This is a genomic window from Cellvibrio sp. BR, assembly GCF_000263355.1.
Classification (GTDB): Bacteria; Pseudomonadota; Gammaproteobacteria; order Pseudomonadales; family Cellvibrionaceae; genus Cellvibrio.
In genome coordinates this window covers 867,523-889,087 of record NZ_JH668201.1, presented here as the reverse complement: position 1 = coordinate 889,087, position 21,565 = coordinate 867,523, and the positions used below count along the sequence as shown (strand labels likewise).

16 protein-coding genes and 1 tRNA gene are annotated in these 21,565 nt (G+C 47.1%); 15 read left to right on the top strand and 2 right to left on the bottom strand.

Translation table 11 applies throughout. The annotated features are described in order from the left end of the window. The first annotated feature begins 164 nt into the window (after positions 1 to 164). From O59_RS09045 to O59_RS08975, 15 genes are all read left to right on the top strand, one after another. Positions 165 to 3,344: a FimV/HubP family polar landmark protein gene (locus O59_RS09045; RefSeq protein WP_040391797.1), complete on the top strand. Its 3,180-nt coding sequence runs from the start codon at positions 165 to 167 to the stop codon at positions 3,342 to 3,344. Positions 3,345 to 3,419: 75 nt separating this feature from the next. Continuing rightward, complete coding sequence (gene truA, locus O59_RS09040; RefSeq protein WP_081489675.1) at positions 3,420 to 4,319, top strand: tRNA pseudouridine(38-40) synthase TruA; 900 nt, start codon at positions 3,420 to 3,422, stop codon at positions 4,317 to 4,319. Positions 4,320 to 4,448: 129 nt separating this feature from the next. After that, positions 4,449 to 5,072 (top strand): phosphoribosylanthranilate isomerase, encoded by a 624-nt coding sequence (locus O59_RS09035; RefSeq protein WP_007641818.1) that lies wholly within the window; start codon positions 4,449 to 4,451, stop codon positions 5,070 to 5,072. A 32-nt stretch (positions 5,073 to 5,104) separates the two neighbouring features. After that, positions 5,105 to 6,331 (top strand): tryptophan synthase subunit beta, encoded by a 1,227-nt coding sequence (trpB, locus tag O59_RS09030; protein ID WP_007641817.1) that lies wholly within the window; start codon positions 5,105 to 5,107, stop codon positions 6,329 to 6,331. Between the two features lie 64 nt (positions 6,332 to 6,395). Then, on the top strand, positions 6,396 to 7,205 hold the full coding sequence (gene trpA, locus O59_RS09025) for a tryptophan synthase subunit alpha (protein WP_007641816.1): 810 nt from the start codon (positions 6,396 to 6,398) through the stop codon (positions 7,203 to 7,205). 88 nt (positions 7,206 to 7,293) lie between these two features. After that, the gene (gene accD / locus O59_RS09020; RefSeq protein WP_007641815.1) at positions 7,294 to 8,154 is read left to right on the top strand and encodes an acetyl-CoA carboxylase, carboxyltransferase subunit beta; all 861 of its coding nucleotides are present in this window, start codon (positions 7,294 to 7,296) and stop codon (positions 8,152 to 8,154) included. Positions 8,155 to 8,169: 15 nt separating this feature from the next. After that, the gene (gene folC / locus O59_RS09015) at positions 8,170 to 9,453 is read left to right on the top strand and encodes a bifunctional tetrahydrofolate synthase/dihydrofolate synthase (RefSeq protein ID WP_007641814.1); all 1,284 of its coding nucleotides are present in this window, start codon (positions 8,170 to 8,172) and stop codon (positions 9,451 to 9,453) included. Between the two features lie 34 nt (positions 9,454 to 9,487). Beyond that, positions 9,488 to 10,087 carry an SPOR domain-containing protein gene (locus tag O59_RS09010; RefSeq protein WP_007641813.1) on the top strand — a complete coding sequence of 200 codons (600 nt, stop codon included), beginning with the start codon at positions 9,488 to 9,490 and terminating at the stop codon, positions 10,085 to 10,087. A 77-nt stretch (positions 10,088 to 10,164) separates the two neighbouring features. Next, the gene (locus O59_RS09005; RefSeq protein ID WP_040391795.1) at positions 10,165 to 10,686 is read left to right on the top strand and encodes a CvpA family protein; all 522 of its coding nucleotides are present in this window, start codon (positions 10,165 to 10,167) and stop codon (positions 10,684 to 10,686) included. Positions 10,687 to 10,715: 29 nt separating this feature from the next. Further along, on the top strand, positions 10,716 to 12,242 hold the full coding sequence (gene purF, locus O59_RS09000; RefSeq protein ID WP_007641811.1) for an amidophosphoribosyltransferase: 1,527 nt from the start codon (positions 10,716 to 10,718) through the stop codon (positions 12,240 to 12,242). 21 nt (positions 12,243 to 12,263) lie between these two features. Then, positions 12,264 to 13,472 carry an O-succinylhomoserine sulfhydrylase gene (locus O59_RS08995; RefSeq protein WP_007641810.1) on the top strand — a complete coding sequence of 403 codons (1,209 nt, stop codon included), beginning with the start codon at positions 12,264 to 12,266 and terminating at the stop codon, positions 13,470 to 13,472. Between the two features lie 81 nt (positions 13,473 to 13,553). Next, a tRNA-Val gene (locus tag O59_RS08990) sits at positions 13,554 to 13,630 on the top strand. Between the two features lie 163 nt (positions 13,631 to 13,793). After that, entirely contained in the window at positions 13,794 to 15,698 is a 1,905-nt protein-coding gene (htpG, locus tag O59_RS08985) for a molecular chaperone HtpG (RefSeq protein WP_040391794.1), read from the top strand. A 113-nt stretch (positions 15,699 to 15,811) separates the two neighbouring features. After that, positions 15,812 to 16,279, top strand: a complete 468-nt coding sequence (locus O59_RS08980; protein ID WP_007641807.1) for a methylglyoxal synthase — start codon at positions 15,812 to 15,814, stop codon at positions 16,277 to 16,279. Between the two features lie 177 nt (positions 16,280 to 16,456). Next, positions 16,457 to 16,675 carry a cold-shock protein gene (locus tag O59_RS08975; RefSeq protein ID WP_040392075.1) on the top strand — a complete coding sequence of 73 codons (219 nt, stop codon included), beginning with the start codon at positions 16,457 to 16,459 and terminating at the stop codon, positions 16,673 to 16,675. Between the two features lie 76 nt (positions 16,676 to 16,751). Here the strand turns inward: O59_RS08975 and O59_RS08970 are convergent, their stop codons facing one another. Beyond that, entirely contained in the window at positions 16,752 to 17,612 is an 861-nt protein-coding gene (locus O59_RS08970; protein WP_007641801.1) for a CsiV family protein, read from the bottom strand. Between the two features lie 35 nt (positions 17,613 to 17,647). After that, positions 17,648 to 21,109: a transcription-repair coupling factor gene (gene mfd, locus O59_RS08965; RefSeq protein WP_007641799.1), complete on the bottom strand. Its 3,462-nt coding sequence runs from the start codon at positions 21,107 to 21,109 to the stop codon at positions 17,648 to 17,650. Positions 21,110 to 21,565: the final 456 nt, after the last annotated feature.

Below are 21,565 nucleotides of genomic sequence, written 5' to 3'. Positions count from 1 at the left end.
AAAAGCTATTTATAATGAATACTTACGAACGATACTGAAGATTCATTCGAGGTTTTATACCTCTTTGACACAGCACTCTTGACCGGCGTTACGCTGTGTTTATCAACTAAAATGTCTGGCTGCTCTAGTTCAATTAAGCCGTGGAATAATAAAAGGATAGCGCTATGCGTCTTCGTCAGTTGGTTTTAGCCTGTGGTCTTACATCCTTTGTGCTGTCGCCCTATGCCAGTGCTTTGGGGTTGGGTGAGGTTAAACTCAAATCATCGCTTAATCAGCCGCTCGAAGCTGAAGTAAAGTTGCTTGATACCCGCGATTTAACCGCTGAACAAATTCTCGTTACGCTTGCTTCTCCGGCAGATTTTGAACGAAATGGCGTAGATCGCCTTTACTTTTATACCGAACTGCAATTTCAGGTTGATTTGGAGTCTGCGGATGGCCCCAAAGTAATTATCAGGTCGCGCAACCCGGTACGCGAACCTTACTTGAACTTTCTTATAGAGGCGCGTTGGACTGCTGGGCGCCTGTTGCGTGAATACACATTATTGATGGATTTGCCGACATTTGAGGAGGATGCCAAGGTCTCTTCGGTGGCTGCACCAGCGGCTACGGCCCCATCACCGCGTGCGCAAACTACGGCACCCGTTACCTCACGCAGTGCTACAGTGTCCTCGGGTGCACCATCATCTCGTCAGCCATCCAGTGCTACCAAGTCCCCACTTAATAGCGATGAATATGAAGTTCGTGCCAACGATACTTTATGGGAGATCGCATTGCGTGCTCGCCCTGATTCCAGTGTGTCAGTACATCAAAGCATGATGGCCCTATATCGCGCTAACCCTGACGCGTTTATAAACGGTGACATCAACAAGTTGCGTCGTGGGCAGGTTTTACGTGTTCCTGATGCCAGTGATATGACCTCGGTTGCCAAGTCGGAAGCTGTCAGTCAGTTTGCGCAGGCCACTGGCGATTCAAACTACGGTGCCCAGCTCAATGCTTCTCGTCGCTCTACTAGCAATCGCACCGAATCTGCAGAGGTGAGTGGTCGAGTCAAATTAGCGGCGCCGACCTCAGGTGCCAATAACGCTGGGCAGGGCAGTGGTGCTAACGATGGCTCAGGCAGGGCGCTTGAGAGTGAATTGGCTACCACGCTGGAAGAGCTGGACAAAACCAAATCCGAAAATACTGAGCTTGGGTCTCGTGTTAAAGATCTCGAAGCTCAAATAGAAACCATGGAGCGTCTGGTTGCCGTGAGCAACGAGAAGTTACGAGCTCTTCAAGTTGCTGCCGGACAAGAACCAGCAGCAGAGCAGTCAGCTTCTCAGGTTTCTCAAGCATCCGCTGCTGCAACAGAAGTTGTTCCAGCTGTCTCCGCAGCAGCGTCCAGTGTGGCTGCTGCTCAGCCGCCCCAACCTACACCACCCAAGCCTAAACCAGTTGTTCAACAGCCTATAGCGGAGCCAAGTATTTTTGATTCGCTCAAAGATAATCCTTTATGGCTCGCGCTGGCCGTTCTTGGGCTCTTTGGTGCCGGTGCAGCGGCTTACGCTTATCGTCGTCGCCAGCAGGCCGAGCAACAGCAGGCTGAGGAAGAGGATGTATTTGCGTTGGATGAGTCTGTCTCTGATCAAGAAGACTACTCATCCCGTCATGAAGAGGAAGCTGTTGACGATATCGATTCCTCTCTGTTTGAAGAGAATGTTGAAACAACTGCAGTTGCGGAAACGGGTGATGTAGTTGGTGAGGCTGATATTTATATTGCCTATGGGAAGCTGGATCAGGCGGAGGAAATGCTGGTCAATGCTCTGAATAAAGATCCACAGTCAGCCGATATTCGCATGAAATTGCTGGAGGTTTATGCACAGCAACAAAATGCCCCAGCCTTTGATAAACACTATGCGCTTCTTTTGCCGGTTGCGGGAGCTGCACTCATATCGCGTGCATCTGAGTTGCGCGAAACAATTGCTGGTGCTGGAGAGTTTTCCGCAGTGGCGGACGTTTCCAGCAGTGATGAGTTTGATGGTGATTTCTCTTTAGATGATCTGGGTGCAGCGGATGCAAACTTGTCATCTACCAGTGACGAGCCAGCGGTATCTGCTCCGGTAGGGAGCGAAGATGAATTCAATTTCGATTTTGATTTGGACCTGGATGACGATGAGTCCACCATTGCTTCGCTGGCGCCCTCTCAGCTTGCGAGTCCTGATGTTGCGGACGGTGTATCAGAATTCGATTTTGATTTGTCGGATATAGATGAGCCAGAGGTAGCTGCTACGGTTGGGAATACTGATGACCTTTCTTTAGAGTTGGATGAATTAGATAACAGCTCGATTGTTACTGATGTGTCGTCAGGTGCACAGGATCTAGACGAGGAATTCAGTTTTGATTTTGATGACGATCTTGGTTTGGTGGACGTTTCCCCCCGCCCGGTGGCCGGCGCTGAATCGCTGGAGGTTGTTGCGGATGATTTCAATCTGGATATGGATGTTGATGATGTTGATTTGGCGGCGCTTGATCATGAAATGGAAAGTCTTGATGTGGACTTTGATGGAGAATCAGCTCTGGATGAAGAGCCGGTCATTGCTGAATTTGTTGCTGCTGAAATAGCTAAAGACGAGGCCGAGCCAGGTCTCGATCTTGATGATGATATTTACCCCTTGCACACTGAAAGCGAATTGGAGTTTTTGGCAGAGGATCTCGACTCCACCAAGTTGGTGTTGACTGATGATCTTGATAAAGTTGAAGAAGTTGAACTCGATGCGGACCTGCTGGGAGATGGTGAAAACGCATCTTTGTTGGCAGAAGTTGATGACACTGCATTTGACTTGTCAGATGCAGATGAATCACTTGATTTTGAGTCCCTCAATGAAGAGTTTGCCGCACTAGATGAGCAGTCTATAGATGCGGGGTTGCCTGCCACTGATGAGGAGGTTGTCGATCTTGAGCTGCATGACGAACTTCCATCGGCACTCGATGGTAGTGATGGTTTACAGGATTTGACCGGGCAGGTTGCATCCGTCCCTGCATTTGAGCAACCGCTGGATTTGGAGCAGGACGAGGATTTGTTTGATGAGGCCTTGTCTGATTTTGGTGCTGAATCCGATGAGTTGAATATAGACAGTTATTCCAGTGATGAATCTACCTTGGCCAATTTGTCTGATGAGGATATGGATTCGGAGTTGGATTTCCTTGCTGATGCCGATGAGGCAGCAACCAAGCTTGATTTGGCGCGTGCTTACATCGATATGGGGGATACTGAAGGGGCGAAGGATATACTTGCTGAGGTTATGAATGAAGGCAATGAAGAGCAGCGCGATGAGGCTAACGAGTTGCTTGGTCGTATAGTGTAACCTTCGCTGTTTTTTAAAAAGCCTTGCACTAACCTGCAAGGCTTTTTTATTTCAGATTTTTTTGATTGGTATTGTATGAACGATAACTATGTGCCGAGCTCCAAGCCTTATACACGCAGTGGTGAAATTGTAATGGATACCCTATGGCCAGAGGGTATGCATCGAATTGCTTTGGGTATTGAGTATAAGGGGACTGACTATCATGGTTTTCAAGTTCAGCCAAATGGTGTTAAGACTGTACAACAAGCGTTAGAGGTTGCTCTTTCCCGAGTGGCGAACGAGTCTATATCTTTGGTTTGTGCTGGGAGAACAGATGCAGGTGTTCATGCAACCAATCAAGTTATTCATTTTGACACTTTGGCTGTTCGGCCTGAAAAGGCTTGGCTGCGAGGTACACGCCCATATTTGCCAGATTCAGTCAGTGTGCGCTGGGCAAAAGAAGTTGTTCCCCAATTTCATGCGCGATTTTCGGCACAGAATCGTACCTATCGTTACTTATTAACTGATGCGAAAGTGCCATCAGGATTATTGCATGATCAGGTGACTTGGTCGTCGCGTCCATTGTGTGTCGATTCGATGCGCGCGGCAGCCAGTTACTTGGTTGGGCAGCACGATTTCACTTCATTTCGCGCTACGCAATGTCAGGCTAAAAGCCCTGTCCGCCGCATCGAATATATGCATATCGTGCGGCGCGGTGAATTGATTGTGCTGGAGGTGCAAGCTAATGCCTTTTTGCATCATATGGTACGTAATATAGTTGGTGTGCTGATGGCGGTTGGTGCGGGTGATAAGCCGGTGGAGTGGGTTGGTGAGGTGCTTGCTGCGCGTGATAGGAGTGCAGGCGGTGTGACTGCCAAGCCATTTGGTTTATATCTCGTTGGTGTTGAATACTCTGCAGGTTTTGAATTACCCAGTGCTCCACCCGGGCCTTTGTATTTCCCTGAACCTATTGGTGGTTTTGCTAATAAGGGCTGAGTCTACTCCCGTGTTTTTGCGGCCATAATGAGTAAATTCTGTTATTATCGCCGCCTTATTTTTGCCCTCTGGAACTTCTTGGCGGGCTCTGTTTTGGTTTGAACATTGGAGCGGCCGGTTTTGTCTTCTATGCGTGTGAAGATTTGCGGTATTACTTCGGTTGATGACGCTATCGCAGTCGCCCATGCTGGCGCCGATGCGCTTGGATTAGTTTTTTATGCCGCGAGTCCCCGGGCAGTTAGTCTGGATGTGGCACGAAAAATTTCGTTGGCTGCAGGGCCATTTATGTCGGTTACCGGCTTATTCGTTAATGCTGATCCAGAGTTTGTACACAGCGTATTGAATCAAGTCCCTCTGCAGTTATTGCAGTTTCATGGTGATGAAGCGGAGGCTTATTGTGAATCCTTCAAGCGCCCTTATATGAAGGCTATACGTATGCGTCCGGGGTTGGAAGTAAGTTCCGCAATTGCTGCTTATCCAGGTGCGTCTGGAATCCTCCTTGATGCATACCGTCCCGGTGTGCCGGGTGGAACAGGTGATACCTTTGATTGGGCGCGTGTTCCGCAAGGGTTATCAACACCGCTGGTCTTGGCTGGCGGTCTTACTCCTACCAATGTGAGAGAGGCGATAGCGGCAACGCGTGTTTACGGTGTTGACGTTAGCGGTGGCGTAGAGTCTGCACCCGGGAAAAAAGATCACAACAAACTAACAGCTTTTATTAATAACGCGCGACGCTGTATGGCTTCAGCCTGATACAGCATCCACTTCTTACAGGTGATTAAACGGTGAGTAACACTGACCAGAATTCTGTTATTGATTACAGTGCATTTCCGAACGCAGAAGGCCATTTTGGTCCATACGGCGGCCGCTTTGTATCCGAAACGCTGATCTATGCTCTTGATGAGCTTGAGTCTATTTACTCTCGCCTGAAAGATGACCCAGGTTTTCAGGCTGAGTTCGACAAGGATATGGCCCATTATGTTGGGCGCCCATCGCCACTCTATTTGGCTGAACGCTGGACTCGTGAGCTGGGTGGTGCACAAATTTATCTCAAGCGAGAGGATTTGAATCACACCGGTGCTCATAAGGTGAACAATACGATTGGTCAGGCATTACTGGCAAAATTCACTGGCAAGTCGCGTGTTATTGCTGAAACCGGTGCAGGGCAACATGGCGTTGCAACCGCAACTGTGGCTGCTCGCCTGGGTTTGAAATGCCGTGTCTACATGGGGGCCGAGGATGTAAAACGGCAAGCGCTCAATGTGTATCGCATGAAGCTATTGGGTGCGGAAGTATTTCCGGTCACTTCAGGTTCACGCACTCTCAAAGATGCGATGAATGAAGCTATGCGCGATTGGGCTACCAATGTGGATGATACCTTCTACATTATCGGTACCGTTGCTGGCCCACATCCTTATCCTCAATTGGTGCGTGATTTCCAATCAATTATCGGCCGTGAAGCGCGCCGCCAATCATTGGCGCAGGCTGGCAAACTACCTGATGCGTTGGTTGCCTGTGTGGGTGGTGGTTCCAATGCAATCGGTTTGTTTCATCCATTCCTGACTGATGAATCAGTCAAAATGTATGGTGTGGAAGCTGGTGGTCTAGGCATCGAAACCGGTAAACATGCAGCACCTTTGAACAAAGGTGTTCCGGGTGTGTTGCATGGTAACCGCACTTATTTGATGGAAGATGAAAACGGCCAAATCATTGAAACCCACTCGGTTTCCGCTGGTTTGGATTACCCTGGTGTTGGTCCAGAGCATTCGTGGTTAAAAGATATTGGTCGCGTAAATTATGTGGCGATCAATGATGACGAAGCGCTTGCTGCGTTTCGCAAAATCACAAAAACCGAAGGTATTATGCCTGCTTTGGAATCAAGCCATGCCTTGGCTTATGTTGAGAAGTTGGCTCCAACTATGAGCAAAGACCAGATTATTATCGCGAACCTTTCTGGTCGCGGCGATAAGGATATTTTGACCGTCGCTGGTTTGGATGGAATAACTGTTTAATTCAACTGGTGCAAAAAATATTTTAATTCACTGCTGTGACGGCAGGAAAAATCAGGAATTGTCGATGAGTCGTATTTCCCAGCGTTTATTGCAAGCCAAGAGTGCGGGCAAAAAAATTCTAGTTGCTTATATTGTTAATGGTGACCCTCATCCTGAGGCTACATTGCCAACTATGCATGCCTTGGTCGCACAGGGTGTTGATGTGATTGAGCTAGGTGTCCCTTTCTCTGACCCAATGGCGGAAGGGCCTGTTATCCAAAAAGGTCATGAGCGTGCCCTTGAGCACCATATTAGCCTCAAGGGAACTATCGAGCTTGTTAAGCAGTTTCGTACTACTAACACAACAACCCCAATTGTGTTGATGGGCTACGCTAACCCAGTGGAACGCTTCGGTTATGCTGAGTTCGCCAAGGCTGCTGCAGACGCAGGGGTTGATGGTCTTTTGACGGTTGATTTACCGCCGGAAGAAGTGGTCCAGCTCAAGGTTCATTTGGATGCCAATAATCTTGATAATATTTTCTTGCTTGCACCTACTACGACCGTGGCGCGTGCGCAAAAAATTGCTGCACATGCCACTGGTTTTCTCTACTACGTGTCACTAAAAGGTGTGACTGGCGCTGGTCATCTGGATGTTGATTCAGTCAAGAATAAGCTTGCCGAGTTTGGCAAACTGACAGATCTCCCTGTGTGCGTTGGTTTTGGTATTAAAGATCCAGAAACAGCAAAAGCCGTTGCTGCCTTGGCTGATGGGGTCGTTGTGGGCAGTGTTTTGGTTGATAAAATGGGCAGTATGGCAGGTAGAGATGCGCAGGAAATTGCCGGTGCTGTTGGTGATATAGTCGGTAGTATACGTGTTGCTATAGACAGTCTTTGAGTTACTGATTTTATTCATAAAGAGTCGGGCGAGTTTATATCTGAAGTCGTCCGATTAATTTCATCTACATGAGTACAGAGAAACAACCATGAGTTGGTTAGATAAAATTATCCCTAGTATTTCCCGCACAGATACCAAACGTAGCACCAAAGTGCCTGAGGGGCTTTGGGAGAAGTGCGTTAAGTGCGATGCAGTTTTATATAAACCAGAAATGGAAAAAACACTGGATGTTTGCCCTAAATGCGATCATCACATGCGGGTTGGCGCACGCGCACGCCTAAATATGTTTTTGGATGCGCAAAATCGCCAGGAATTGGCGACCGAGGTTGAGCCAATTGATCGCTTGAAGTTTAAAGATGTTAAAAAATATAAAGACCGTTTGACCGCTGCGCAAAAAGAAACGGGCGAGAAAGACGCGCTGGTTGCAATGCGTGGTGAACTAAAAGGGATGCCTGTTGTTGCGGTAGCGTTTGAGTTTGCGTTCCATGGTGGCTCTATGGGGTATGTCGTGGGTGAGCGTTTTACCCGTGCGGCAACAATTGCGCTGAAAGAAAATATTCCTTTTATTTGTTTTTCTGCAACTGGCGGTGCACGTATGCAGGAAGCACTTATTTCTTTGATGCAAATGGCAAAAACCAGCGCAGTAATTGAGCGCTTGAAAATGCAGGGGACTCCTTATATTTCAGTCATGACTGACCCCGTGTATGGTGGTGTATCCGCTAGTTTAGCTTTGCTAGGCGATTTGAATATTTGTGAGCCAGGTTCCCGTGCAGGTTTTGCTGGCCCCAGTATTATCGAACAAACCATTCGTCAAAAATTACCTAAAGGCTTCCAGCGCGCTGAGTTTTTGTTGGAGCATGGTGCAATCGATATGATTATTCATCGCCGTGATATGCGCGATAAATTGGCGTCGCTTCTAGCGAAATTCACCCGTAAAGCTGCAGTTTAAGCGAACAGTTAATTTATGCAGTCAGCGTCGCTACCTGCTTGGCTCTCCTGGTTGGAGCAAAATCATCCGCGGGAGATAGAGCTTGGCCTTGAGCGTATTTCTGCGGTAGCAAAGCGCATGTCATTGTTAGCTCCCGCTGCCAAAGTGGTCACGGTTGCGGGAACTAACGGCAAAGGCTCTTGTGTTACGGCAACCGCTGCACTGCTTGGCGCAGCTGGTTTCTCGGTTGGCGTTTATACCTCCCCCCACCTGATCCGCTACAACGAACGAATTGTTGTTGATGGCGATCCAGCTTCTGATGCTGAGATTTGTGCTGCTTTTAATGCGATATTTAATGCATGTCAGCAAGCAGATGAATTTGCAACTCAACCACTTAGTTTGACTTATTTTGAATATGGCACTCTTGCTGCGCTGGAGATTTTCCGTCGCCGTGGTGTTTCTGCCATGGTATTAGAGGTGGGGTTGGGCGGGCGCTTGGACGCCATTAATATTATCGATGCTGATATCGCCGTAATTACCAGTATTGCACTGGATCATACCGACTGGCTGGGCGATAACCGTGAAGTGATTGGGTTTGAAAAAGCTGGCATTATGCGTTCTGACAGGCCCGTCGTGTGCGCCGATTTATCACCGCCAGCGTCGATTGCAACTCATGCTAAAGAAGTAGGCGCAAAATTACATCTCATTGAGCGTGATTTTGGTTATCTCACCCAGAACGACAATAGTTGGTCATGGTGGTGCGGAGATTGTCGTTTCGCAGATCAGCCTTTACCGCAATTACCACTGCCGAGTTTAGCCGCTGCACTGCAAGTTGCTATTCTCTTGGGTTTGGATTTGACTCTCATTGATGCTTTTGAATGTTTGTCGCGATTGCGGGTTCCGGGGCGTTTTCAGCGTTTGCAGTGGCGTGATCGTGAGATAGTTCTCGATGTGGCGCACAATCCTGCAGCGACTGCTTATTTGTTATCCCGCTTACAGCAATCGCAGCTAGTGTCTCGGCCAATTCATGCTGTGGTTGCGATGATGTCAGACAAGGATCGCACCGAGAGTTTGGCAAATTTGAAAAATGTTGTTACTCATTGGTATGTCGCTGATCTTTCATCAATTCCCCGAGCGGCTTCAGTTGCCCAATTGCAGGAGACGCTCGAAAGTATGGGGTGCTCAGCACAATTCAGTGGCAGTGTAGAAAACTGTTTGGTGGCGGCGCATTTGGCGTCAAACCCGGGCGATATTATTTTGGTTTTTGGTTCTTTCTATACGGTTGCTGCAGGCTTGAAAGCCATCGATAACGCGCTGTAATTTGCTAGGTTAACTTTTGATACAGGGGTTTTAGGTGAGAGAATCAGTAAAACACCGTTTGATTGGGGCGGCAGTGTTGGCGGCAGTCGCGGTATTATTCTTGCCTAGCTTTTTTAAGGACCGCCAGCAATATCAAGTAGATACCAGTTCACATATACCCGGTCGCCCTAGCATTACCGCTGTTGATTTCAATGAGCCTGAACAGCCGGAGGGTATAGAGCCTGCCCCTGCACCGGAAACGATGTTTGTGCCCGAAGATCCTCCCGTGTCATCTTTGCCTGATGAAAAAGAAAATGCCGCATCCCCTGTGGTTGTCAGTGCATCTTCAGCCGTATCACTGACGTCTCAGTCGAGCTCCGTATCCTCGATTACGCCACCGGTCGATCAGGTTTTGCCGGAAGGCTGGGTTATCCAGGTGGCAAGCCTCAGTGTGCAAGAGGGTGCAAATAAACTGCGCGATCAATTGCAAGCCGACGGTCACCGGGCATATGTAAGAGCAGTTCCTTTAGCTAACACTACGATTTACCGGGTATTTATTGGGCCAAAACAAAACAAAGCAGAAGCCACCGCGCTCAAAACCCAATTAGATTCCCGCCTAAAAGTTAATTCTCTCGTTTTACCTTTCAAACCCTAAAGCAATCAACTATAGACCTCTGGTAGAATGCGCGCCTCTGTAAACCACTCATTGCTGATATGGGAGCGGGCGAGCCTATGAATTGGGCTGATTGGGCCATTATCGCTATATTTTCGCTCTCTTGTTTGATTGGCATGATCCGTGGGTTTGTGCGTGAAGCCCTGTCATTATTTATTTGGGTTGCTGCTGTCTTGGTTGCCAAAGTGTTTGGTGGCCAGTTCGAACATCTTTTGGCTAATCAGATAGAAACACCTTCCATACGTTTGATGACCGCTTATGCGGTGCTGTTTGTCGCTACTTTATTACTGGGTGCGATAGTGAGTTATTTGATTGGTGCTCTCGTGCGTGCCACGGGGTTATCTGGCACAGACCGTTTATTGGGAATGGTATTTGGTGCTGCCAGAGCATTTATTGTTGTTATGGCGCTGTTGATTCTTCTGCCTGGTTTTTTACCGGTCGATCAGGATGGTTGGTGGCATGAGTCAACGCTGATTCCCCATTTCCTGGCTTGTGAGGAGTGGGTGGTTTCGGCTTATAACCAGATCAGTGAATGGTTGTTAACGCTGTTTGGCAGTGTTGACGCACCTGAAAAAGTTTAATCTTGTTTAATTGTTATTGAGGCAATCTTATGTGCGGCATTGTAGGTATTGTAGGTAAACGCGATGTGAATGTGCAGCTTTACGATGCGTTGACGATCTTGCAGCACCGTGGACAGGATGCCGCTGGCATGGTCACTTGTCAGGATGGCCGGATGAGCCAACAAAAAGCTAACGGTTTGGTGCAGGATGTGTTTAGAACACGTCATATGCAGCGTTTGTTGGGCAATATGGGTATCGGTCATGTTCGTTATCCAACCGCGGGCAGTTCTGGCCCTGCATTGGCACAACCTTTTTATGTAAATTCTCCCTATGGTATTGCACTTGCACACAATGGCAACCTGACCAATGCCGATAAACTCAGTGAGGATATTTTTAAAACCGATCTTAGACATGTAAATACAGATTCTGATTCAGAAGTGTTGCTCAATGTGTTTGCCCATGAAATGCAAGTACAAGGAAAGTTGAGCCCAACGGCAGATGATATGTTCGCTGCGGTTGCGGGCGTTCACAATCGAGTTACCGGTGGTTATGCGGTAGTCGCGCTGATTGCGAATTATGGATTGATTGCATTCCGCGATCCGCATGGTATTCGTCCTCTCGTTTACGGTAAGCGCGTAGCAGAAGAGGGCGGTATCGAATATATGGTGGCCTCAGAAAGCGTGGCGTTGGATGTATTGGGTTTTGAATTGATTGGTGATGTCGCTCCCGGCGAGGCAATTTATATTACTGAGGAGGGTGAATTACATCGTCGTCAATGCGCTAAAGAAACCCGCTTAACTCCCTGTATTTTTGAGCATGTATATTTTGCACGCCCTGATTCGATTATGGATGGTATTTCCGTCTATAAAGCCCGTTTGCGTCAGGGTGAAAAGCTGGCAGAAAAAATCTTGCGCGAGCGCCCTGATCACGACATTGATGTGGTGATTCCTATTCCCGATACCAGTCGTGTTGCCGGTCAGGCGCTAGCGCAAAAGCTGGGTGTGAAATTTCGCGAAGGTTTGGTAAAAAACCGTTATATCGGTCGTACATTTATTATGCCCGGCCAGCAGCAGCGTAAAAAATCGGTGCGTCAAAAACTCAATCCCATTGAGTTGGAATTTAAAGGTAAAAATGTATTGCTGGTTGATGATTCGATTGTTCGCGGAACCACCTGTCAGCAAATTATCCAAATGGCGCGCGATGTGGGAGCGAAAAAAGTTTATTTTGCTTCGGCTGCACCCGCTGTTAAATATCCCAACGTTTATGGCATCGATATGCCTACAACGGCCGAGTTAATTGCACATGGTCATAGCGATGAAGAGGTTTGCCGCGAGATTGGTGCAGATTGGTTGATATACCAAAACTTGGATGACTTGGTGGCGGCATCAACGGAAGGTAACAGTAATGTTACGGAATTCGATTGCTCGGTATTTACCGGTGAGTATTGTGCTGGTGATGTGACTCCCGAATATTTGGAAAAGGTGGCAGCAGCGCGTAATGACAGTGCGAAGTCTGGCAAAAAAATCAAACAAATGGAGTTGCCAATTGGTTTGCACAACGGTGCAGCGCGCGGCTAATAAAACAAGCGGGTAATCACAATGGATAATTTTGATAATCATCTGGCGGAAGATCCGCTCTTTGGTGCGGCACTGGACACCTTGGCTGTTCGCGCCGGGCAAACACGCTCTCACGAAGGGGAGCACAGTGAAGCGCTCTACTTAACTTCAAGTTATGTCTTTGGTAGTGCGCAAGAGGCGGCTGAGCGTTTTTCCGGAGCGCAGCCGGGTAACGTCTATTCGCGTTACACCAATCCAACGGTACGGATGTTTGAAGAGCGTATCGCGGCCCTCGAAGGCGCAGAGACTGCCGTAGGTACATCTTCAGGCATGGCCGCTATTCTTTCTACTTGCATTGCATTACTAAAGTCTGGCGATCATATTTTGTGCTCGCGCAGTGTATTTGGCACCACTACTGTTTTGTTCACTAAATATTTACAAAAATTTGGTGTGACAACGACTTTTGTCAACCCAACTAATTACGCTGAGTGGGAGTCCGGGTTTACTGCCAATACCAAATTGGTGTTTGTTGAAACGCCCTCAAATCCATTGTGCGACGTAATTGATATCCAGCGTTTAGCCGATTTGACTCATGCTCACGATGCTTTGTTTGTGGTCGACAATTGCTTCTGTACCCCAGCTTTGCAGCAACCCTTGAAATTTGGAGCTGATCTGATTATTCACTCAGCAACAAAATACATCGATGGGCAGGGGCGCTGTTTGGGGGGCGTAGTTGCCGGTGCTAAACAATATGTTGATGAGGTGTTGGGTTTCATTCGTAGTGCCGGCCCAAGCATGAGCCCTTTTAATGCCTGGGTTTTCCTCAAAGGCTTGGAAACCTTGCGATTGCGTATGGAGGCTCACTCACGCAATGCGCTGGAGTTGGCGCAATGGTTGAACGGTCATCCTCAGGTTGAGAAAGTGTTTTATGCTGGCTTGCCGAGCCACACCGGCTATGAATTAGCGACTAAACAACAATCTGCGTTTGGTGGTGTTTTGTCGTTCCGGGTGAAAGGCGGGCGCGAGGAAGCATGGAAGGTTATTGATTCGACACGTATTATGTCGCTCACTGCTAACTTGGGTGATACCAAAACCACCATCGTCCATCCGGCAACAACAACGCATGGGCGTTTGTCACCTGAGCAAAAAGCTGATGCCGGAATTACCGAAAACCTGATTCGGGTTGCAGTGGGTCTAGAAGATATTGGTGATTTAAAAGCCGATCTTGCACGCGGTTTAGGCAATTACTAAGGGTTTGTGAGGCCAGGGCAGAAAAAAGTGTTTTTGGGTCTTGTCCTTGCGAATTCACCTTGGTAAAGTGCGCCCCTCCTTAGGACTATAGCTCAGTTGGTTAGAGCACCACCTTGACATGGTGGGGGTCAGCAGTTCGAGTCTGCTTAGTCCTACCAATTTTAAAAGCCGCTTTTAAAGCGGCTTTTTTATTGCCCGCAATTTCGTTTTATTTACGCCCCCTTGAATTTCCCCCTGTTTGCCCCATCTACTGTGCATTGCTATCAATCTTGATGGCCGTTATTTGTTTACTTATTTGTGCATTTAATTCAGGAGTTAAACATGACAGTTGATGCCCGCAAAGAAACTCGTGGTTTCCAAACCGAAGCCAAGCAGTTACTGCATTTAATGATCCATTCACTGTATTCCAATAAGGAAATTTTCCTCCGTGAATTAGTTTCTAACGCATCCGATGCGGCGGATAAATTGCGTTTTGAGGCTGTGTCAAATGGCGACTTATATGAAGGTGATACGGAATTAAAAATTCGCATCAGTTTCGATAAAGATGCAAAAACTCTCACTATCAGCGATAACGGTATAGGTATGTCGCGCGATGAGGTAATTGAGAACCTCGGTACTATCGCGAAATCTGGTACTGCACAATTTATGCAAAAATTGTCGGGCGACCAGAAAAAAGACGCACAATTAATTGGTCAGTTTGGTGTGGGTTTTTACTCTGCTTTTATTGTTGCGGATAAGGTTGTGGTAACAACCCGTCGTGCCGGTGCCGGTGCAAATGAAGCTGTGCGCTGGGAGTGTTCTGGTGATGCTGAATTTACAGTTGAGTCGGTTGAAAAACCAGGTCGCGGCATGACCGTGGAGTTGCATTTAAAAGATGATGCTTTGGAATTTGCTGATCATTGGCGTTTGCGTTCAATTATCAAAAAATACTCTGATCACATCGCTATTCCGGTTGTAATGCAAAAACAAAACCCTGCTGGCGAAGATGCTGACAAGGCTGAACCGGAAGATGAAGTGATCAACACGGCGACAGCGCTCTGGACGCGCTCACGCTCTGATGTGACCGATGATGAGTACAAAGAGTTTTATAAGCATGTGAGCCACGATTTTACTGATCCATTAAGTTGGAGCCATAATCGTGTAGAGGGAAACCTTGATTACACCAGCCTCTTGTATATCCCGGCGCGCGCACCGTTTGATTTGTACAACCGCGATGCATCTCGTGGAGTAAAGTTATATGTGCAGCGCACTTTTATTATGGACGATGCAGAACAATTCCTACCGCTTTATCTGCGTTTTATTAAGGGTGTGGTGGACTCCAACGATTTGAGCCTGAACGTATCACGCGAAATTTTACAAAAAGATCCCAATATCGATTCCATGCGTTCCGCACTGACTAAACGTGTATTGGATATGCTGAGTAAAATGGCAAAAAGCGAGCCTGAAAACTACACCACTTTCTGGAAAGAATTTGGCCAGGTTATGAAAGAGGGCCCGGCAGAAGATTTCGCCAACCGTGAGAAAATCGCCAAACTGTTGCGCTTTGCATCTACCCATACGGGCAGTGCAGATCAGGATCAGTCCTTGGATGATTACGTGTCGCGCATGAAAGATGGCCAGGAGAAGATTTATTACATCGCGGCGGATAATTTTAATACTGCAAAAAATAGTCCTCACCTTGAAGTATTCCGCAAAAAAGGTATCGAGGTACTGTTGTTGTCTGATCGTGTTGACGAATGGTTAATGAGCCATCTGCAAGAATTTGAAGGTAAAAATTTCCAGGATGTTGGTAAAGGCGAGCTTGATTTAGGTAAGCTGGACACAGAAGAAGAAAAGCAAGCGCAAGAAAAAGTTGCTGAGCAATTAAAACCCTTGCTGGAGCGTGTTCAAACAGTATTGGATGCGCAGGTCTCGGAAGTTCGCATTACACATCGGCTAACTGATTCTCCTGCCTGTGTGGTGGTTGGTCAGTTCGATATGGGCGCACAGATGCGACGCTTGCTTGAGTCAGCAGGGCAGAAAGTGCCAGATTCCAAACCAATTTTTGAATTGAATCCTGAGCATCCTTTGGTTAAAAAGCTGGAAGCAGAAGCGAATGAAGAGCGCTTTGGTGATTTGGCGCATATCTTGTTCGACCAGGCAAATCTTGCTGAAGGTGCCCACTTACAAGATCCAGCCGCTTACGTGCAGCGCTTGAATAAATTGTTGCTGGAGTTAAGTAACTAAAAAATTGCCAGTGCTAGCGATATATTAATGTTTATCGCTAATGTCATTCAAAATGACCTTGTCTATAATCGGACAAGGTCATTTTTTTTAAGTCTTATTTAGGTCTCAGGATTATGGAATACAAAAGCATTGTGTTACCGGCGAAAAAATCGATAGCCTTGGTTGCGCATGACAACAAAAAACAAGATCTTCTGGTGTGGTGTAAAACCCATCACACTACTTTACTGGCGCATAGGCTTTATGCGACGGGCACTACAGGTAGTTTGATTGCAGGCGAGACCGGCTTGGAAATTACTAAATTAATTTCTGGCCCCTTGGGGGGCGATCAACAAATTGGTGCTCTGATTACTGAGGGCAAAGTGGATATGTTGATCTTTTTTTGGGATCCCTTTGAGCCTATGCCCCATGATCCGGATGTGAAAGCCTTGCTACGGATCGCTGCTGTATGGAACATCCCGGTGGCGTGTAATCAGAGTTCTGCTGATTTTATGGTGACATCTCCTCTATTTAATGGCGAGTCATCCCACATAGTTCCTGATTACGAAGCTTACATCCTTAATCGTTCGCGCAAACAACCATAAAAAATTCCCTCCTTATTTCCAAGTTTTGTTAATATCTGTTAACGCCGGGTTTTTGGTTCTAATTATTAGTGCCAAAGCCGGGTTGTTTTTGGATAGCCGCTGGCTACTGCCGGCGATCATTGGATGAAGCAAACCGAGCAAATAACAATAAGCATCAAGGCTTTAGAGGTGTTTCATATGTCAGAACGTGAGATGGGTACGGTTAAATGGTTTAACAACGTACGTGGGTATGGCTTTATTACTCGGGGTGAAGGTGGCGAGGATATTTTTGTCCACTATCGCAATATCCGCGCTGAAGGTTATCGCTCCTTGGCGGAAGGCCAAAGTGTTGAGTTTCAGCTCCAACAAGGTGATAAAGGATTACAGGCGGAAGATGTTGTTCTGCTATTGAGCTAGATCATTAGTATAGATGGGCTATGAGCTACAAAAACACCAGCTTCGGCTGGTGTTTTTGTTTCTACCGTCCGGCTTTTTAAAGGGCAGGTTCTGAACTTTGTGTCTGGTATGGGGTAACTTGGATAATAATCCCGACTACGGGATGGTCTATGTAATGAACTTCGCTGCTGCGCATGTCTCGGCTTTGTTGCAGCAGAATAATTTGCCGTGTCAGATAATTATTTTCTGCAGCCGCCGTTTCGCTGCTGTTTGCTGTAGCGGGTACCTCGTTATTCCACTGCTGATTTTCAGCGGCTAGCGCTTGCTCAAGCTCCAACGAGGAATCCAGGGAGAGGCCTGCGATAGGTGTAGCTAAATAGTTAGGTTGTTTGGGTAGCTCTGGCCATTGCCGTGTTTGTTCCTGACCTACATTCAGATCAAATTGTGAGTACCACAGATTGGTCTGTAGCTTTAAATAGGTTGCTACGCTCAGACGGATGCTACCTTCCAGTTCCTGGTGTTGCCCAAACGTTTGTCCACCTTGAATTAATACTGATTTAGCGGCTTTTTCATGGGTAACGATTTGGCGCCAGGCACTATGGAATAACACCTGGAAGCGTGGGTTACGCTCCAATTTTTGTGCCTCGGCATTAAGTTGACGCTCAGTTGCAGGCAGGTGATAAAAAGCCTCTTTGGTTAAATCGACAGTGACATCTTCTACACTATTAATTTCTTTTAACTCTGCCCAGTCTGTTGGATAACGTAATTTAATATTGCTTGGCCAGTGTTCTTGACTAGTATCATTTTTGCGGGCAAATACAATGAGCTCCACTTGATACCAACCTTCGTGACCTGCAGTTCCTGTCTGTGCTTGGCATATTTGTGACAACAGCGTGCTGGCGATTAGTGTTGCAATGCCAAGCGCAGTTGTTAATTTTTTTAGTGATTGATAGTGCATAAATTGATTCCACCTGTGAGGCATAGGGCTCTGCATTATTTGTCTGTCATTAAATGATCAAGTAAATCTATTACGGTTTGAATGCGTTTCTCAGTTGCTTCCAAATCCATAGTGAATTTCAGTTGATTGGCGCCTTCCAGTTTATAAATACGTGGTTGGCTCTGTACCAGTTTTACTATTTTCAACGGGTCTACCCGCGTGTCACTGGAGAACTCTACTTTACCACCGCGTGCATTAGCTTCCAGTTTGGTAATGCCAATAGCCTCTGCTGTAATTTTAATTTGTGTGACACGGAACAGATTTTTAATTTGCTCGGGCAATAAACCAAAGCGGTCAATCATTTCTACTTGCAAGTCACGCAGTGACTCTTCGTTTTCGGCGCTCGCTAGGCGTTTGTACATTACCAACCGGGTGTGAACATCGGGTAAGTAATCTGCCGGAATGAGTGCAGGAATTCGCAAGTTGATTTCAATTGCTTCGCTCATCGCTTTTTCAAGATCTGCTTGTTTTCCTTGGCGAATTGCTTTTACTGCACGATCAAGCATATCCATATACAGCGAGAAGCCAATAGTTTGAATTTGTCCGCTCTGTTCATCGCCAAGTAATTCACCCGCGCCGCGAATTTCCATATCGTAAGTCGCCAGAGTAAAACCAGCGCCCAGATCTTCGGCGGCGCTAATCGCTTCCAAACGCTTTTGTGCGTCGTCGGTCATCGCACGGCGGTCCGGTGTTAATAAATAGGCATAGGCCTGGTGATGAGACCGGCCTACGCGGCCGCGCAGTTGATGTAGTTGCGCGAGACCAAATTTGTCTGCGCGGTTAATAATGATGGTATTGGCGCTGGGAATGTCGATACCAGTTTCAATAATAGTAGTGCACACCATAATGTTGAAACGTTTGTGATAAAAATCCGACATTACCCGTTCCAGATCACGCTCACGCATTTGCCCATGGCCAATACCAATCCGTGCTTCCGGAATCAGTTCTTGTATTTCGCGCGCAACTTTTTCAATGGTGTCGACTTCATTGTGTAGGTAGTACACTTGGCCACCGCGCAATATTTCACGCAAGATTGCCTCTTTGATTGTCGCCTCATCATAGGTGCGCACAAATGTTTTTACAGATAGGCGGCGCGCCGGTGGTGTTGCAATAATCGATAAATCGCGAATGCCTGCCATTGACATATTCAGTGTGCGCGGTATGGGTGTGGCAGTCAGGGTGAGGATGTCTATCTCGGCACGTAGCGCTTTAATTTGATCTTTTTGGCGCACGCCAAACCTATGTTCTTCATCGATAATTAGCAGGCCAAGGTTTTTGAATTTAATGTCAGGTGACAAGAGTTTGTGTGTGCCCACCACTATATCTACTTTACCTTCAGCGATTCGCTCAAGCACTTGATTGACTTCTTTTGTAGTGCGAAAGCGCGATAGCACCTCAACGGTAATTGGCCAATCTGCAAAGCGGTCCTTGAGTGATTCATAATGTTGTTGTGCAAGCAGTGTTGTCGGCGCAAGAATGACCACTTGTTTTCCGCCGTGACTGGCGATAAATGCGGCGCGCATCGCCACCTCGGTTTTACCAAAACCTACATCACCACAGACCAGACGATCCATGGGTTTATTGGACAACATGTCTTTTATAACAGCTTCAATGGCGCGTTGTTGATCTGCTGTTTCTTCAAACGGAAAGCTGGCTGCAAAGGCTTCATAGGCTGTTTTGGGGTCGGGAAATGCATAGCCTTTACGCGCGGCGCGGCGCGCATAAACTTCTAATAATTCCGCGGCTGTGTCGCGAATTTGTTCGGCAGCTTTGCGTCTTGCTTTTTGCCATGACTCACTACCCAGCCGATGCAGTGGTGCAAGGTCATCATCCGCACCGCTGTAGCGGCTAATTAAATGCAGATTGGTGACTGGTACATAAAGTTTTGCTTCATCCGCATATTCCAGAGTAAGGAATTCGTTGGTTTGATTATCAATAGTGATGGTTTCCAGCCCACGATAACGACCCACACCGTGATCCAGATGCACTACCGATGCGCCGATTTTTAATTCGGTCAGATTTTTTACTACCAGATCCGCATTATCTTGCGTTTGCTTGCGGCGACGCTGTTGTTGAATGCGTTCACCAAATAATTGCGATTCTGAAATTAATGCAATTTTCGGATCGGTTAACAACAGTCCCTGCTCCAGCGGAGCGATGGTTATGGCGAGCTTTTCAGGTTGATTTAAAAAATCGTTCCAGGTATCGAGCGTATTAGGGCGAATGCGAATCCGACTTAGTAATTCCAAAAGTGTTTCGCGCCTGCCTGCTGACTCTGCGCAGAATAAAACGCGACCATCGAACTCCATTAAAAATGCTTGAATTGCGGCTAATGGATTTTCTGCTTGTGCGCGAATTGGAAGCGATGGTGTGAGGGTAGAGGCAAAGTTGTAGTTGCCTACTTTTTCTTCGAGCGTGGCAGATTCTATGAATGTGCGAGAATATTTTTTAAGTTGCCCAAAAAACTCATCAATCGCCAGATAAATGGTGCGCGGCTCAAGTAGCGGGCGCAGTGGGTCCACGCGACGGCTTTCGTAGCGGCGCAGTGATTCCAACCAAAAATTTTCGGCTGATTTTTCAATATCGCCCAGCGCATAAACCAATGTGTTGGTAGGTAAGTAATCAAATAGCGTGCTACAGGTTTCGAAAAAAAGCGGCAGGTAATATTCGATGCCCGGTGGCGATATACCTGCGCTTACATCCTGGAATACCGGGCAGGCTTTGTGATTGACATCAAATCGTTCGAGCCATTGTTGTTTGAATAAATTGATACCTTGTTTATTCAGTGGGAACTCTTTCGCGGGTAAAAGTTGAATTTTTTCAACCTTGTCCACCGTCATTTGCGTTTCCGGGTCAAAGGTGCGCAGGCTTTCTATTTCGTCATCAAATAAATCGATACGATAGGGTACGTCGCTGCCCATGGGGAAAATATCCATGAGCGAACCGCGCACGGCAAATTCGCCGTGTTCGTACACTGTGTCTACGCAGTGATAACCGGCCCGCTCCAGATTTTGGCGCAACTCGTTAGTGTCGAATTTCTCGCCGACAGAGACCATTAGGCTATTGCCTATCAAATAAGACTGCGGCATTAATCGCTGCAATAGCGTGGTTACTGGCACCACTAAAATGCCGTGTTTTACACTGGGCAGTTTGTAGAGTGTGCTCAGCCGTTCGGAAATAATGTCCTGGTGCGGTGATATGGAATCGTAAGGCAGGGTTTCCCAGTCGGCCAAGTGCAACACTGGAAGCGCCTCGGGTCCTTTGGCAAAAAAAGACAGTTCAGATTCCAGGCGAATTGCGGTGCTGGTGTCGGCAGTGACTACCAGGCTTAGCCCGTTGTAGGCTTTGGCGGCGTTTACTATTGTTAGCGCTTGGGCACTACCATGTAATTGGCCCCAATATTGTCGATTGCCTGATTTATCCGAGATAGGTGGTTTGCTGGTTAACTGATAAGTCATAACGCGATATTCAAGTCATATCCAAAGTTAGCGGGCATTTTACCTGTGTTAGTTGTGCTCTGGGTGGCAAGTCTAATAAATAAACCTCTTGATAGCCCTGACGTCTACCGGGTGAAGATATTGGTTCTCAATGAGAATTGTTTTTATTTCCCTCTGGTTTGCAGAGTGCTCTGTGCAAAAATAAATCGAATCAGTGGAAAAGCCGCATAAAAGCTGCCTCAAATCGATGCATTGCTATGGTGCTAGGGGTGGGGCGCGTTTATAATTCCCGCGTTTTACTTGGGCCAATTAAAACTTCACATAAATCAATCTCTTGAGCGCGTTCTTTGGGCTACTAACAGAGTCGTCTGGAGTGATGTCGTGAAAGTTACTGGCTCAAATGCTCTGGCTGCTTAATCACTACGTACCAATTATTGGTAAGTATGGCCGGAGTACTCGCGGTTCAAGCGTCTCCCG